The 14,844-nt window shown below is 68.1% G+C and carries 13 protein-coding genes and 6 tRNA genes; 11 read left to right on the top strand and 8 right to left on the bottom strand.

Annotated elements, in window-relative coordinates:
• Positions 1–4 precede the first annotated feature (4 nt).
• Entirely contained in the window at positions 5–1,018 is a 1,014-nt protein-coding gene (gene zapE, locus ABI214_RS03430) for a cell division protein ZapE (protein ID WP_348606157.1), read from the top strand.
• 27 nt (positions 1,019–1,045) lie between these two features.
• On the opposite strand, the gene ABI214_RS03425 is transcribed toward zapE, so the two are convergent.
• Both ABI214_RS03425 and ABI214_RS03420 read right to left on the bottom strand, forming a co-directional pair.
• Positions 1,046–1,576: a GNAT family N-acetyltransferase gene (locus tag ABI214_RS03425; RefSeq protein WP_348606154.1), complete on the bottom strand. Its 531-nt coding sequence runs from the start codon at positions 1,574–1,576 to the stop codon at positions 1,046–1,048.
• A 63-nt stretch (positions 1,577–1,639) separates the two neighbouring features.
• A complete protein-coding gene (locus ABI214_RS03420; RefSeq protein ID WP_348606150.1) occupies positions 1,640–2,860 on the bottom strand; it encodes an MFS transporter in 1,221 nt (406 codons plus the stop codon).
• A gap of 40 nt (positions 2,861–2,900) precedes the next feature.
• Between ABI214_RS03420 and ABI214_RS03415 the strand changes: the two genes are divergently transcribed.
• Positions 2,901–4,286 (top strand): GH1 family beta-glucosidase, encoded by a 1,386-nt coding sequence (locus ABI214_RS03415; protein ID WP_348606148.1) that lies wholly within the window; start codon positions 2,901–2,903, stop codon positions 4,284–4,286.
• Between the two features lie 212 nt (positions 4,287–4,498).
• Here the strand turns inward: ABI214_RS03415 and ABI214_RS03410 are convergent.
• From ABI214_RS03410 to ABI214_RS03390, 5 genes are all read right to left on the bottom strand, one after another.
• Positions 4,499–4,573, bottom strand: a tRNA-Val gene (locus ABI214_RS03410).
• A gap of 64 nt (positions 4,574–4,637) precedes the next feature.
• Positions 4,638–4,713 (bottom strand) — tRNA-Gly (locus tag ABI214_RS03405).
• 43 nt (positions 4,714–4,756) lie between these two features.
• Positions 4,757–4,831, bottom strand: a tRNA-Val gene (locus tag ABI214_RS03400).
• Position 4,832: 1 nt separating this feature from the next.
• Positions 4,833–4,903, bottom strand: a tRNA-Cys gene (locus tag ABI214_RS03395).
• A 25-nt stretch (positions 4,904–4,928) separates the two neighbouring features.
• Positions 4,929–5,001 (bottom strand) — tRNA-Gly (locus ABI214_RS03390).
• Between the two features lie 627 nt (positions 5,002–5,628).
• Between ABI214_RS03390 and ABI214_RS03385 the strand changes: the two genes are divergently transcribed.
• Positions 5,629–5,700 (top strand) — tRNA-Val (locus ABI214_RS03385).
• Between the two features lie 67 nt (positions 5,701–5,767).
• On the opposite strand, the gene ABI214_RS03380 is transcribed toward ABI214_RS03385, so the two are convergent.
• Entirely contained in the window at positions 5,768–6,505 is a 738-nt protein-coding gene (locus ABI214_RS03380; protein WP_348606146.1) for an SIMPL domain-containing protein, read from the bottom strand.
• Between the two features lie 224 nt (positions 6,506–6,729).
• Here ABI214_RS03380 and ABI214_RS03375 point away from each other — a divergent pair, with 224 nt between their 5' ends.
• The 8 genes from ABI214_RS03375 (at position 6,730) to pdxS (ending at position 14,770) form a co-directional block, all read left to right on the top strand.
• Positions 6,730–7,167 carry a TIGR02611 family protein gene (locus ABI214_RS03375; RefSeq protein WP_348611232.1) on the top strand — a complete coding sequence of 146 codons (438 nt, stop codon included), beginning with the start codon at positions 6,730–6,732 and terminating at the stop codon, positions 7,165–7,167.
• Positions 7,168–7,277: 110 nt separating this feature from the next.
• Positions 7,278–9,329: a threonine--tRNA ligase gene (gene thrS / locus ABI214_RS03370; protein ID WP_348606144.1), complete on the top strand. Its 2,052-nt coding sequence runs from the start codon at positions 7,278–7,280 to the stop codon at positions 9,327–9,329.
• On the top strand, positions 9,326–9,886 hold the full coding sequence (locus tag ABI214_RS03365) for an HIT family protein (protein ID WP_348606143.1): 561 nt from the start codon (positions 9,326–9,328) through the stop codon (positions 9,884–9,886). Before thrS ends, ABI214_RS03365 begins: the two co-directional genes overlap by 4 nt.
• Before the next feature lie 94 nt (positions 9,887–9,980).
• The gene (gene pgsA / locus ABI214_RS03360; protein ID WP_348606141.1) at positions 9,981–10,679 is read left to right on the top strand and encodes a phosphatidylinositol phosphate synthase; all 699 of its coding nucleotides are present in this window, start codon (positions 9,981–9,983) and stop codon (positions 10,677–10,679) included.
• On the top strand, positions 10,676–11,581 hold the full coding sequence (locus tag ABI214_RS03355) for a phosphatidylinositol mannoside acyltransferase (RefSeq protein ID WP_348606139.1): 906 nt from the start codon (positions 10,676–10,678) through the stop codon (positions 11,579–11,581). Before pgsA ends, ABI214_RS03355 begins: the two co-directional genes overlap by 4 nt.
• Entirely contained in the window at positions 11,578–12,705 is a 1,128-nt protein-coding gene (locus tag ABI214_RS03350) for a glycosyltransferase family 4 protein (RefSeq protein ID WP_348606137.1), read from the top strand. Before ABI214_RS03355 ends, ABI214_RS03350 begins: the two co-directional genes overlap by 4 nt.
• Positions 12,702–13,718: an NUDIX hydrolase gene (locus ABI214_RS03345; protein WP_348606134.1), complete on the top strand. Its 1,017-nt coding sequence runs from the start codon at positions 12,702–12,704 to the stop codon at positions 13,716–13,718. Before ABI214_RS03350 ends, ABI214_RS03345 begins: the two co-directional genes overlap by 4 nt.
• A gap of 149 nt (positions 13,719–13,867) precedes the next feature.
• On the top strand, positions 13,868–14,770 hold the full coding sequence (gene pdxS / locus ABI214_RS03340; protein WP_348606131.1) for a pyridoxal 5'-phosphate synthase lyase subunit PdxS: 903 nt from the start codon (positions 13,868–13,870) through the stop codon (positions 14,768–14,770).
• Positions 14,771–14,844: the final 74 nt, after the last annotated feature.

The raw sequence follows: 14,844 nt of genomic DNA, 5'->3' as shown, positions 1-14,844 counted from the left end.
GTGCATGCATGCACGTCTTGTCGATCGCAATCCGGTGGTGCCGGCCGATCAATTGGTTGCTCAAATGGTGCCCCCGGCGATGTTCGACGAGGTCAGCTTCGCGTCCTACATTCCCGACCCCAAGGAGCCCAGCCAGGCCGCCGCGGTGAGCAAGGCCGAGGAGTTCTCCCAGAAGGTCGCCAAGATCCGTGGCGGTGGCCGCCGCGGCCTGTTCGGCAAGAAGGCGCCGTCCACGGGCGCCGGTCTGTACCTCGACGGCGGATTCGGTGTCGGCAAGACCCACCTGCTCGCGTCGATCTTCCACAGCTCCCCGTCGCCCAAGGCGTTCGGCACGTTCGTCGAGCTGACGCACGTCGTCGGCGCGCTCGGCTTCAACCGCGCGGTCGAGGAACTGTCGTCGCACAGCGTGCTGTGCATCGACGAGTTCGAGCTCGACGATCCGGGCGACACGATGCTGGTGTCCCGCCTGCTGACCGAGCTGTCGGCGCGCGGCGTGTCGATCGTCGCGACGTCGAACACGCTGCCCGGACAGCTCGGTGAGGGCCGGTTCGCCGCGCAGGACTTCCTGCGCGAGATCAAGAAGCTCGGCTCGATCTTCGAGACCATCCGCGTCGACGGCCCTGACTACCGTCACCGCGACCTGCCGCCCGCCCCCGAGCCGACGGACGACGCCGATCTGCTCGAGCGCGCCGACGCGATCGAGGGCGCCACGCTCGACGACTTCGACGCGCTGTGCACGCACCTGAGCACGCTGCACCCGTCGCGTTACGGCAAGCTCGTCGAGGGCATCCCGGCCGTGTTCATCAAGGGTGTCCATCCCGCCGAGGATCAGTCTGTCGCCCTGCGCCTGGTGGTGCTCGCCGACCGCCTGTACGACGCCAGCATCCCGGTGACCGTGTCGGGTGCGAAGCTCGACGAGATCTTCACCCCGGAGATGCTCGCCGGCGGCTACCGCAAGAAGTACCTGCGTGCCACCTCGCGTCTGCTCGCGCTGTCGCGTTTCGAGGTCGCTGCCTGAGTCACGTCCGTGATGCAGCGCGGCAGATCAGATGCTGCGCTGCATCACGAAATCGTGGTGGGTTTGAGCGCCCACCCGGAAGGTCTTCGTGCCGACCTTCTCGAAGCCGTTCTTGACGTAGAACCGCTGCGCCCGCTCGTTCTCCTGGTTGACGCCTAGCCACACGCCCGCGCAGTTCGCGTTGCGCGCGTGGTCCACCGCCGCATTCATGAGCGCCGCCGAGACCCCCGAGCCGTGCCGGTCGGGCAGCACGTACAGCTTGCTGATCTCCGTCGTCGGCCGCAGCGACACCACCGTCTGGATGTCCTGGTCCTCGGGCGTGCCGTCCACCAACATCACGTAGCCGACGATCTCGCCGCCCGTAGTCGCCTTGAGGACCGTCCGCGTCGGATCCGTGAGGTACTCGCTGAACTTCTCCGCCGAGAGCACCTCGTCGATGAAATCCGCGATGTCCTCCTTGGTCGCGTGCGGCGGGCACGCGAGCGGGAACGTCACCGCCGCGACGTCGGCGAGCGCCTCGGCGTCCCACAGTCCGGCGCGGTCCACGGAAATCGTCACAGCTTCACCTCGGGTCCATCGGGTCCGTCCCGGTAAGTACACCACCTTCCGGGACGGTCCCGGTCACGCGCCGGTGGGTGCAGACTCGGTCTCGGCGTCGCCGGACCGGACCCGGGTCGGGGCGAAAGCGGGCGCGAGCAGGAACAACACGATTGCGAACAGCAGGGGTGCCACGAACCCGACCCGGAGGTCGGACAGCGCTGCGATCCCGCCGATGACTCCACCGGCGATGACCGTGCCCGCGTAGTTGAACAGGTTGATCCGAGCGACCACCGCGTCGGTCTGGTCCGGTGGCGCCAACCGTCCGGCGGCGCTGAAGCTGAGCGGCGCGATCACAGGCGCACCGAGGCCGACGATGAAGAATCCGGCGATGGCCACCGCCGGGGAGGGCGCCAGGACTGCGATCAGCAGACCGACCACGCTGATCGCGGCACCGACCCGCACCACCGGGATCTCACCGAATCGGCGCACCCAGTAGTCGCCCGTCAGCCGTGAGATCAGTGCGGTCACCTGGTACGCGCCCATGGCGAGCGCGGCGGTCCCCGCGTCGGACAGCAGCACCTCCTTGAGATACAGCGGCGAGTAGGTGCCGATACCGAAGTCGATCGCGTAGAAGAGCATCATCGCGATGCCGAGGGTGAGGAACGGGCGCAGCGGCACGGTCAGCGGCGCGGTGGCCGACGTCGCGGCGCGCTCGTGTCCGGTGCGCAGCAGCCGCGGCCCGATCCACGCGCAGATCCCCGCGACCAGTGCGGCCCCGATCATGACGGAGAGCTTGACCGACAGATCGACTGCGGAGCAGACCGCGACGTAGCCGGCACCGACGATCGCCCCGACACTCCAGGACGCGTGGAACGACGAGAGGATGACCCGGCCGTAGGCGTGCTGGATGGACACCGCCTGCATGTTGGCGGCAGCGTCGACGATGCCGAGTCCGATGCCGTACAGCGCGAACGCCGCGAGGAAAGCCGGTGTCGACGTCGCGAGCGCGATGACCGCGGCGCCCACGGCGATGACGAACAGGCCGGTGCGCAGCGTGGTCCGACTCGAGGTGGCCTTCGCGAGTTGTTCGGCCAGGACACTGCCGACGCCGGCGACGATGGAAATTCCGACGACCGTAACGGCGACGAGGGTGTCGCTGAAGCCGAGACTGTCCTTGAACTGCGGCAGCTGGGTGAGCAGCACCGCCAACAGGAACCCTTGCAAGCCGAACGCGACAGCCGCCGAGACGCGCGCCCCACTAAGGGTTTTCGTGTTTCGAATCACTGAACGAGTGTCCAACATTCGGCTCCGTTTCGTGGCGTTCTCTGCTTCACTGCTCATCATGGCGGCAGAGCATTCGATTCCAGAGTTCCCCGACGATTTCGTCTTCGGTGTCGCGGCGGCGGCGTACCAGGTGGAGGGGGCGGTCACCGAGGATGGTCGGGGCCGTTCGATCTGGGACGAATTCTGTTCCGTCCCGGGCAAGATCGTCGGTGGGGAGACCGGCGACGTCGCGATCGACCACTACCACCGCTACCGCGAGGACGTCGCCCTGATGCGCGACCTCGGCATCGACTCCTACCGGCTCTCGGTGGCGTGGCCGCGGATCCAGCCCGACGGCAAGGGCGACGTCAACGCGGCCGGCCTCGATTTCTACGACCGGCTGATCGACGAACTGTGCACTGCCGGCATCACTCCCGCGGTCACGCTGTTCCACTGGGATCTGCCGCAGGCGCTCCAGGACGACGGCGGCTGGCTGAACCGGGAGACGTCGTATCGTCTCGCGGAGTACGCGGCGCTGGTGGGGGAGCGGCTCGGCGACAGGGTCGGCATGTGGATGCCGCTCAACGAACCCGTCGTGCACACGCTGTACGGCCACGCCCTGGGCGTCCACGCTCCCGGGTTGTCCCTCGGGTTCGGTGCGCTGCAGGCGGCGCACCACCAGTTGCTCGGACACGGGTTGACCGTGCAGGCCCTCCGCTCCGCCGGCTGCGGCAACATCGGAATCGCGTCGAATCACGCTCCGGTGCATCCCGCGAGTGACGCCGAAGCGGACGTCGAGGCCGCGGACATCTACGACCACATCGTGAACTGGACGTTCGCCGACCCTGTCCTGCTCGGCAAGTACCCGGCAGACGAGCTCGCCGCGCTGCTGACCGGCCCGGTCGACGACGACCTGCGGGTGATCGCGCAGCCGCTCGACTGGTTCGGGATCAACTACTACGAACCCACCGTGATCGCCGCGCCCCAGGAGGGGGAGGGGACGGCCGGTGTCCTCGAGGTCGACCTGCCGCCCGGAATGCCGTTTGCGCCGGTCGCGCTGGAGGGATACCCGACCACGGACTTCGGCTGGCCGATCGTCCCCGACGGCCTCCGCGAGATCCTCACGATCTTCCGCGACCGGTTCGGCGCGGCGTTGCCGCCGGTCTACATCACCGAGAGCGGGTGCTCGTTCCACGACCCGGACCCGGACGCGTCGGGACGGATCCGTGACGAGCGTCGCATCGGGTACCACGCCGAGCACCTCGCGGCGGTTCGCGCGGCGATGGACACCGGCGTCGACGTCCGGGGCTACTTCGTGTGGTCGATTCTCGACAACTTCGAGTGGGCGGCCGGGTACCGGGAGCGTTTCGGTCTCGTCCATGTGGACTACGACACACTCGCGCGAACGCCGAAGGATTCGTACCTGTGGTTCCAGGAGCTGCTCGCCGCGAGGAAGCGGGTCTGAAGCGGGGCCGAAGCGGGTCCGGGGACCCGAGGACCGGGAAATGAACGAGCCCCAGCCGTGGATGGGGGGTCATGGCTGGGGCTCAACACCATCGGGGGGATGGCAAGGACGACGATACCTGAGGATTCCCTCATGTTCGAATCGGGCGGGCGGGGCGAACCGGCCTGCAAATACGAGAAGAGGCACCACCGTGTGGTGGTGCCTCTTCTCGGTGGTGCGCGATACTGGGATTGAACCAGTGACCTCTTCCGTGTCAGGGAAGCGCTCTCCCGCTGAGCTAATCGCGCGGGCCTTCAGATCGGAAACCCCGAGTTACCTCGGGGTCTCCTGATCGGCCACAGGGGCCGATCGTGGAGCGGATGACGGGATTCGAACCCGCGACCCTCACCTTGGCAAGGTGATGCGCTACCAGCTGCGCTACATCCGCATGTGTAACACTCAAGTTCTTCAGCAGCATACTGCCTCGAACTTGGTGCGCGATACTGGGATTGAACCAGTGACCTCTTCCGTGTCAGGGAAGCGCTCTCCCGCTGAGCTAATCGCGCGAGGTGGAGACGGGAATCGAACCCGTGTGCACGGCTTTGCAGGCCGTTGCCTCACCACTCGGCCACTCCACCATAAAAGGTCGAGTCCAACCTCTCGAGCGGATGACGGGATTCGAACCCGCGACCCTCACCTTGGCAAGGTGATGCGCTACCAGCTGCGCTACATCCGCATTTGCTCCGGCGGGGCGTTTCCGCTTCCCCGGTGCGGTGAGAACATTAGCGGACCATTTGAGAAAGGCACAAATCGCGAGGTCAGGACGCAAAACCAAGATCTCCAGCGGGACTTTTCCGTGGTGGTTCGGGGGAGCAGCTCGCGATAACCGACCCTTCTGGTCGAAAACCGTCGATTCGACGGTGTCAGGGTCGAGCGCGAGGGGGTGCCGGCCTCAGGTTCCGGCGACGGCTCGCCCCGCGCTTCGCGTATAGGCGCGGTGGCAGTCAGGTGCCGCACCCGGAGACTCCTATAGGGAGCGCGCTCGGGCGGCGCCCTCCAGGCATCGGCGTCTGCGCCTCTGTCGAGGGCCCCACTCCGGTGACTGCTCATAGGGGAAGCGGGGCGCCCCGGACTTCAGGTGTCGATGTGGGGTTCTCGGACACGATGTCGTCGATCGAGTCGGTCCCCTGATGGGGGTGTGTGGCGGAGCGCTGCTCGGAATCCGGACCGCCCGCCGCGAGGAAAGGGATGCGCCCGCGGCGCTGCCGGGCGCCGGAAACGAATGACAACCAGGGGATTCGTGTTCGGCGTGAGTTGGTGTTAGTGTTTCGTCTCGTTCGACCGCGAGTGTTCAGCGCGGTTCGGTCCCGTGGCTCAGTGGAAGAGCGTCCCGTTCACACCGGGGAGGTCGCTGGTTCGATCCCAGCCGGGACCACACACGAGAAGGCCCCGTCCGAGAAATCGGACGGGGCCTTCTCTGTTTCCCTCGGTAGGTCGCCTGTTCAGCCGATGTCGTACGTGACGGTGACGTTCACCGTCAGTTCCTGGTTTCCGGCCTCGATCGGTGTCGACGCGGCCGCTACCTGGTCGAAGGCCATCGGTGAGCGCATCAGCGGTGCCGGCTGGTTCGCAGGCTCCTCGACGATCGACCGCAGCGCCCCGAGCTTGACACCGGCCGCCTCGGCGATCTGTTTTGCCTGGTCCTGTGCCTGTCGCACCGCGCGGGCCCGCGCCTGCGCGCGCAGTTCGCTGTCGTCGGAGATGGAGAAGGTGGTCTGTTCGACTCGGATCGCATCGCCCGCGGCCGCGGCCGCCGCGTCGATCAGGGTGCCGGCCGACTCGATGTCGTGCAGGGTGGCGGTCACCCGATTCGTCACCTGGTAGCCGGTGATGCGGCCGGACCCGCCTTCGAAGGTCGGATTCACGGACAACCCGCTGGTCTGGATGTCGTCGGCCGGAATCCCTCTGCCCTTCAACGTGTCGATCAGCGCCGTCGTCTTCTGGGCGTTCGATTCGAGTGCGGACTTCGCGTCCGGCGCCTGAGTCTGGACCCCCAGGGCGACGGTCAGGGTGTCGGGCGTCCCCGTTGCGGTGCCGGTGGCCCGGGTGTCGATTCCTGTGGTGTCGCCGGGTGCGGGAGCGTTCGAGCCGTCGGATGCGCATCCGGTGAGGAGAAGCGCGCAGGTCGCGGTCACCGCGATCGCGGCGGACAGTCGTTTAGCTCTGCTGGTCGTGTGCATCGGATCACTATCGTGCAGGGCGTGCGGCGAGGTGCCCGAATCATCCGATCAGTTCGGTCCCGCGCGGCATCGCGGCAGGTCGCGAGTCCGGTGCCCCGATCGAGACCGTCGGTACGCTGGGAATCGTCGGCGTCGGACCGACACGAACGTCGACGCGACAGCGGGTACAGCTTGTGAGTGACCGAAGGGTGAGCGGTCGTACGGTCGGCGCCGACGCGTCGGTGGTGTCGCACGAGGACGGCTTCCATCCGATCGAGGCGCTCGAAGAGGCGGAGAGCAGATGGCGCCGCCGTCGCGCGCGGATCGCCGCGAACCCCTCCCTGAATCTGGCGTACCGGCTCGGTGTGGGCCTCGTCGGTGTGGTCGTGCTCGCGGTCGGGATCGTGACCGTCCCCTATCCCGGACCCGGCTGGCTGACCGTCTTCGCCGGGCTGGGAATCCTGGCGTCCGAGTTCGCGTGGGCGCACCGACTGCTGCACTGGGCCCGCGCGAGGTACGACCGGTTCATGGCCTGGTTCTCCCGGCAGTCCGGCGTCGTCAAAGGAACCGGAGTGTTGTTCACGTCCGTCGTCGTGGTGCTGACCCTCTGGATGCTGGGCACCTTCGGCCTCATCGGGACGTGGGTGGGACTCGATCAGGCGTGGCTGGAGAGCCCGCTGTAGCTGCGCGCCGACCCGACAGCGGGACGGCTCCACTGATGGCGACGCGGTGCCGATAACATGGGATCGCCCCTCATCCGGGGGCACACCTTCATACCTAGGAGCGCATCGCCGTGACCACGCCCGCATCCGTTACCCCAGCCGCACGCGTCCGAGTGCCCGCCGGGACTACTGCGGGCACGGCGGTGCGCGAGGCCGGGCTGCCCGGTAAGGGGTCCGACGCCATCGTCGTCGTCCGTGACGCCGAAGGCCAGCTCAAGGACCTGTCCTGGATTCCCGACGTCGACGTCGAGGTCGAGGCGGTTGCCGCGGACACCGAGGACGGCCGCAGCGTGATCCGGCACTCGGCCGCGCACGTGCTCGCCCAGGCCGTCCAGCAGGAGTTCCCCGAGGCCAAGCTCGGCATCGGTCCGCCGATCAAGGACGGCTTCTACTACGACTTCCAGGTTGACCGTCCGTTCACTCCGGAGGATCTGGCCAAGCTCGAGAAGCGCATGAAGAAGATCGTCAAGGACGCGCAGCGCTTCTCGCGTCGTGTCGTGGAGGATCTCGACGACGCCCGCACGGAACTGGCGAACGAGCCCTTCAAGCTCGAGCTGATCGACGACAAGTCCGGCATCGACGACCCGGAGGTCATGGAGGTCGGCGGCGGTGAGCTGACCATCTACGACAATCTGAACCCGCGTACGGGCGAGGTGATCTGGAAGGACCTGTGCCGCGGCCCGCACATCCCCACCACCAAGTACATTCCGGCATTCAAGATCACGCGCAGCTCGGCCGCCTACTGGCGCGGCGATCAGAGCCGTGAGGACCTGCAGCGCATCTACGGCACCGCGTGGGAGTCGAGCGAGGCGCTCGACAAGCACCTCGAACTGCTGGAAGAGGCCGAGCGCCGCGACCACCGCAAGCTCGGTGCGGAACTCGATCTGTTCTCGTTCCCCGACGAGCTCGGCTCGGGCCTGCCGGTGTTCCATCCCAAGGGCGGCATCATCCGCCAGGAGATGGAGAACTACTCCCGCAAGCGGCACGTCGAGGAGGGCTACGAGTTCGTCTACTCCCCGCACATCACCAAGGGGCATCTGTACGAGGTCTCCGGTCACCTCGACTGGTACAAGGACGGCATGTTCCCGGCGATGCACATCGACGAGGAGCTGAACGAGGACGGCACCGTCCGCAAGCCGGGCCAGGACTACTACCTCAAGCCGATGAACTGCCCGATGCACAACCTCGTGTTCGGGTCGCGCGGACGCTCGTACCGTGAGCTGCCGCTGCGCCTGTTCGAGTTCGGCTCGGTGTACCGCTACGAGAAGTCCGGCGTCGTGCACGGTCTGACCCGTGTCCGCGGCATGACGCAGGACGACGCGCACATCTACTGCACCAAGGAGCAGATGCGCGACGAGCTGACCACCACGCTGCAGTTCGTGCTGGGTCTGCTCAAGGACTACGGCCTCGACGACTTCTACCTCGAGCTGTCGACCAAGAACCCCGACAAGTTCGTCGGCGACGACGCGCTGTGGGAGGAGGCGACCAACACGCTCGCCGAGGTCGGCACCGCGTCCGGGCTGAACCTGGTCCCGGACCCGGGCGGAGCCGCGTTCTACGGCCCCAAGATCTCGGTGCAGGTGCAGGACGCCCTCGGCCGGAGCTGGCAGATGTCGACCATCCAGCTCGACTTCAACCTGCCTGAGCGCTTCGATCTCGAGTTCACCGGCTCCGACGGCACCAAGCAGCGCCCGGTGATGATCCACCGCGCCCTGTTCGGTTCCATCGAGCGGTTCTTCGGTGTCCTGACCGAGCACTACGCGGGCGCGTTCCCGGCGTGGCTCGCACCGGTCCAGGTCGTGGGCATCCCGGTCGCGGAGGCGCACGAGGACCACCTGTTCGACGTCGTCAAGCAGCTCAAGGCGATCGGCGTCCGCGCCGAGGTCGATGCCAGCGACGACCGGATGCAGAAGAAGATCCGCACCCACACCACGCAGAAGGTTCCGTTCATGCTCCTCGCGGGCGAGCGGGACGTCGAGGCCGGCGCGGTGAGCTTCCGTTTCCGGGACGGCACGCAGATCAACGGTGTGCCGGTGAAGGATGCCGTGGAGGCCATCGGGTCGTGGATCGCGCGGCGTGACAACGCCTCGCCCACGGCCGAACTTCTCGGCGGTGCCCAGTGACCGACCAGACGAACGGCAACACCGAGACCGGCGCGCTCGTCGACACCGGCCCGGGCGACCCGGACCGGCTGCAGCGGCTGTGGTCTCCGCACCGGATGTCGTACATCGCGGAGGCGCCCAAGACGTCGAGCTCGAGCGAGGGTCCGTTCAGCGAGATCCCGAAGATGAGCGACGAGGAGGGGCTGATCGTCGCGCGCGGCGAATCGGTGTACGCGGTGCTCAACCTGTACCCGTACAACCCCGGTCATCTGATGGTGGTGCCGTACCGCAGGGTCGCGGCGCTCGAGGATCTGACGCCGGAGGAGAGCTCCGAGCTGATGGCGTTCACGCAGCAGGCGATCCGCGTCATCAAGCGGGTCTCCCGTCCGGACGGGTTCAACGTCGGACTCAACCTCGGTGCGGCGGCCGGCGGATCGCTGGCCGAGCACCTGCATCAGCACATCGTTCCGCGCTGGGGCGGCGACGCGAACTTCATCACCATCCTCGGGGGAGCGAAGGTGATGCCGCAGCTGCTCCGGGAGACACGGGCACTGCTTGCGGGGGCCTGGAACGAGTGATTCGCCGACGTCGTCGGGGGCGCAGCATGGCAGGATCGGAACCCGGGTCTGCGAGGGCCCGGCACCACGACCGGATGCGGGAGGGGGGAGCAGGATGCTGAGTTTCTTCGGACGTGCCTCGGTGTCCAAGGTGACGGCCCCGATGGGCCGGGCCTTGGTGAAGACGGGGCTGACTCCGGACGCGGTCACGGTGATCGGCACCGTCGCGAGCATCGCGGGCGCGTTGACACTCTTCCCGTCGGGGCATCTGTTCTGGGGAACCATTCTGATCTGGTTCTTCGTCATGTTCGACATGCTCGACGGCGCCATGGCGCGTGCCCGTGGGGGCGGCACGCGGTACGGCGCGGTGCTGGACGCCACGTGCGACCGATTGGCCGACGGCGCGATCTTCGCCGGCCTCGCGTGGTGGGCCGTCTACCACGAGAACAGCAAGAGCCTGCTGATCGCGACGCTGATCTGTCTCGTCACCTCGCAGGTGATCTCGTACGCCAAGGCGCGCGCGGAGGCCAGCGGCCTGTCCGCCGACGGCGGCCTCATCGAGCGCCCGGATCGGTTGATCATCGTTCTGGTCGGTGCCGGACTCACAGGTATCGCAGGACATTTCGACATCGGGTGGCTGCACTGGTCCTTGCACGTGGCGATGTGGATCCTCGCGGTCGCGAGCATCATCACGGTGTTCCAGCGGGTGCTCGCGGTCCGCAACTCGGTCGGTGCCCGTGATCTGCTGCCGATCGCGCCGGGCGCGACTGAGAATCACGCCACCGAGAACCACGGTGCGGGGGAGGCCTCGTGAACATCTCGGAGCGGGCGACCGACCTCGGGTACGCGACCGGCTGGCGCGTCGTGCGGGCGCTGCCGGAACGGCTGGCGACCGCGATCTTCGACGCCGGAGCGGACTTCGCCGCGCGCCGTGGTGGCGGCCCGCAGCAGTTGCGTCGCAACCTCGCTCGTGTTCTCGGTGTGCCGCCGGAGCAGGTGCCGGACGATCTGGTCCGCGACTCGCTGCGCTCGTACGCCCGCTACTGGCGCGAGGCCTTCCGGCTGCCGTCGATGGACCTGGCGGAGACCAAGGCGAAGGTCGATCGCACCGTCGTCGGGACCGAGCACCTCGAGAAGGCGATGGCCGGCGGCAAGGGCGCGATCCTGGCGCTGCCGCACACCGGGAACTGGGACATGGCCGGGGTGTGGTGCGCGCAGACGTGGGGCGGACTGTCCACAGTCGCCGAACGCCTGAAGCCCGAATCGCTGTACCGGCGGTTCGTCGCCTACCGAGAGAGCCTCGGGTTCGAGATCTTCCCGCTCAGCGGCGGTGAGCAGCCGCCGTTCGGGGAGCTGGCGAAGCGGCTGCGCGAGAACAAGATCGTGTGCCTGCTCGGCGAGCGTGACCTGGCGGCCAAGGGCGTGCCGGTCACGTTCTTCGGCGAACCCACCCGGATGCCGGCCGGCCCGGCCAAGCTCGCGATCGAGACCGGCGCGGCCCTGTTGCCGGTGCACTGCTGGTTCACCGACGGTGGGTGGGGATTCTCGATCGCTGAGCCGATCGACGTCTCGGTCGGCGTCGAGGGGGCCACGCAGGCGCTGGCCGACCGCTTCGCCTCCAACATCGCCGCGCACCCGGCGGACTGGCACATGCTCCAGCCGCTGTGGCTGGACGACCTGTCCGAGGCCCGTCGCGCACGCATGGAGTCGCGATGAAGATCGGCATGGTCTGCCCGTACTCCTTCGACGTGCCGGGCGGTGTACAAGCGCACGTCGTGGAGCTCGCCGAGGTGCTCATCGAGCGGGGCCACAAGGTCAGCGTTCTCGCACCCGCATCCGACGGCACCGAACTGCCGGACTTCGTGGTGTCGGCCGGGCGCGCCGTCGCCATTCCCTACAACGGCTCGGTGGCCCGTCTGACGTTCGGGCCGGTGTCGTACGCGCGGACCCGGCGCTGGATCGCCGAGAACGACTTCGACGTCCTGCACATCCACGAGCCCAACGCGCCGAGCCTGTCGATGCTCGCGATGAAGATCGCTGAGGGCCCGATCGTGGCGACCTTCCACACGTCCACGACGAAGTCGTTGGTGCTCAGCACGTTTCAGGGTGTGTTGCAGCCGTACCTGGAGAAGATCAGCGGACGGATCGCGGTGTCGGAGCTGGCGCGGCGTTGGCAGGTCGAGTCGCTCGGCTCGGACGCGGTCGAGATCCCCAACGGCGTCGACGTGTCGGCGTTCGCGACCGCCGAGCCGCTGCCCGGATACCCGCGCCCCGGGAAGACGGTGTTGTTCCTCGGCCGCTACGACGAGCCGCGCAAGGGGATGGCGGTGCTGCTGGGCGCCCTGCCGGCGCTGGTCGAGAAGTACCCGGATCTCGAGGTCCTGGTGGTGGGCCGCGGTGACGAGGAGAAGCTGCTCAAGGAGGCGGGCCGTCACGCCCGCCACCTTCGGCTGCTCGGTCAGGTGAGCGACGAGGAGAAGGCCTCCGCCCTCCGTAGCGTCGACGTGTACTGCGCACCGAACCTGGGCGGTGAGAGCTTCGGCATCGTGTTGGTCGAGGCGATGGCGGCGGGTGCGCCCGTCGTCGCCAGCGAGCTCGACGCCTTCCGGCGGGTCCTGCGCGACGGCACCGCGGGCCTGCTCGTGCCGGTCGGCGACTCGGCGGCCCTCGCGGGGGCGATCGACACGGTCCTCGGTGACGAGGACCGGCGCCGGGCGCTGACCGACGTGGCCAGTGCAGTCGTGGCCGAGTACGACTGGCCGGTCGTCGCCGAGCAGATCCTGCGCGTGTACGAGACGGTCACGGTCGGCTCCACCGGCGTGAGCGAGGTCCGTTCGTGACCTTCTCCGCGATGACGATCCTGATCGTCGCGTTGGTCGCTGCGGTGATCGCGACGATCGGCGCATGGGCGTACGGCACAGCGAACCGGCTCGACCGGCTGCACGTGCGCTCCGACCTGTCGTGGCAGGCGCTCGATGCCGCGCTCGCGCGTCGCGCGGTCGTGGTCCGGGCGATCGCGGCGGCGATGGCGTCCACCTCGATGGAGAGCAAGCGGCTGTCGGTCCTCGCGGGCCAGGCCGAGCGCGCCGACCGGGCGCATCGGGAGACGGCCGAGAACGCGCTGTCGGGTGCGTTGACGACACTCGACACCCACACGCTCCCACCGCAGTTGGTGGCCGAACTGGCCGACGCGGAGGCGCGGGTCCTCATCGCTCGGCGCTTCCACAACGACGCCGTGCGCGACACCCTGGCCCTGCGCACCCGCCGTCCGGTCCGGTGGCTCCACCTGGGCGGCACCGCGCCGCTGCCGACGTACTTCGAGATCGCGGAGCGGGCGGAGCCGTCGGGACTGCAACTCGACGAGGTGCGCACGTCCGCGCGGGTCGTGATGCTCGACGGGCGCGGTCGCGTGCTGCTGATGCGTGGGCACGACCCGGCGACGCCGGAGACCACGTTCTGGTTCACGATCGGTGGCGCCGTGGAAACCGGGGAGACGCTCCGGGCCGCGGCGGTGCGTGAGGTGCGGGAGGAGACGGGTAGGACCGTGCCGCCCGAGGACTTGCGCGGACCGTTGTGGCGTCGGGTCGCGATCTTCCCGTTCGCGGGGGAGCTGATCCGGTCCGAGGAACTGTTCTTCGCGCTGCGGACCGACGAGTTCGTCCCGCACGGCGGCGGTTTCACCGAACTCGAACAGCGCACCATCACCGAGCACCGCTGGTGCACCGCGTCGGACATCCGCGTCATCCAGCAGTCCGGGGAAGCGGTGTACCCGCAGGATCTGCCGGATCTGCTCGAGGAGGCGAACCTGGCGGTGGTCAGGGTCGACGAGCCCGAGGTCCGGGCGATCCGTTGATATGACGGTTGCCACAGCAGGCCAGCTATCGGGCACTGGATATCGGGCCTGGCGCGGTGTCGTCCTAGAATTGCCACTGCGCTGCGGTGCCGTCAGGCCCGCATGTGCCAGATAGTCATCCGAAGCCGGCGAGAACCCAGGAGTTTGCTGTGAGCACCCCCGACACCACCCCCACTACCGGCACTGCACGCGTGAAGCGGGGCATGGCCGAGATGCTCAAGGGCGGCGTCATCATGGACGTGGTCACCGCCGAGCAGGCCAAGATCGCCGAGGACGCCGGTGCTGTCGCGGTCATGGCGCTCGAGCGTGTGCCCGCCGACATCCGCGCGCAGGGCGGCGTCTCGCGCATGTCGGACCCGGACATGATCGACGGCATCATCGAGGCCGTCTCCATCCCGGTCATGGCCAAGGCCCGCATCGGCCACTTCGTCGAGGCCCAGATCCTGCAGTCCCTCGGTGTGGACTACATCGACGAGTCCGAGGTCCTCACCCCGGCCGACTACGAGAACCACATCGACAAGTTCTCCTTCACCGTCCCGTTCGTGTGCGGTGCCACCAACCTCGGCGAGGCGCTGCGCCGCATCAACGAGGGCGCGGCGATGATCCGCTCCAAGGGCGAGGCCGGCACCGGTGACGTCTCCAACGCCACCACCCACATGCGCAAGATCCGCCAGGAGATCCGCCGCCTGACCTCCCTCCCGGAGGACGAGCTGTACGTCGCGGCGAAGGAACTGCAGGCCCCCTACGACCTGGTCGTCGAGGTCGCCAAGGCCGGCAAGCTCCCCGTCACCCTGTTCACCGCCGGCGGCATCGCGACCCCCGCGGACGCGGCGATGATGATGCAGCTCGGCGCCGAGGGCGTGTTCGTCGGCTCGGGCATCTTCAAGTCCGGCAACCCCGCCGAGCGCGCCGCCGCGATCGTCAAGGCCACCACCTTCCACGACGACCCGGACGTGCTCGCCAAGGTCTCCCGCGGACTCGGCGAGGCCATGGTCGGCATCAACGTCGACGAGATCCCGCAGCCGCACCGCCTCGCCGATCGCGGCTGGTGATCGGAGTCGGTCGATCCTGAGGGATCACTGGACACGGCGAACGCGGTGAGGACCCGGAAGGGACCTCACCGCGT

This window comes from Prescottella soli (genome assembly GCF_040024445.1).
Taxonomy (GTDB): Bacteria; Actinomycetota; Actinomycetes; order Mycobacteriales; family Mycobacteriaceae; genus Prescottella; species Prescottella soli.
Note: the sequence above shows the minus strand (reverse complement) of the source record. Positions and strands in the feature narration are given on the sequence as shown.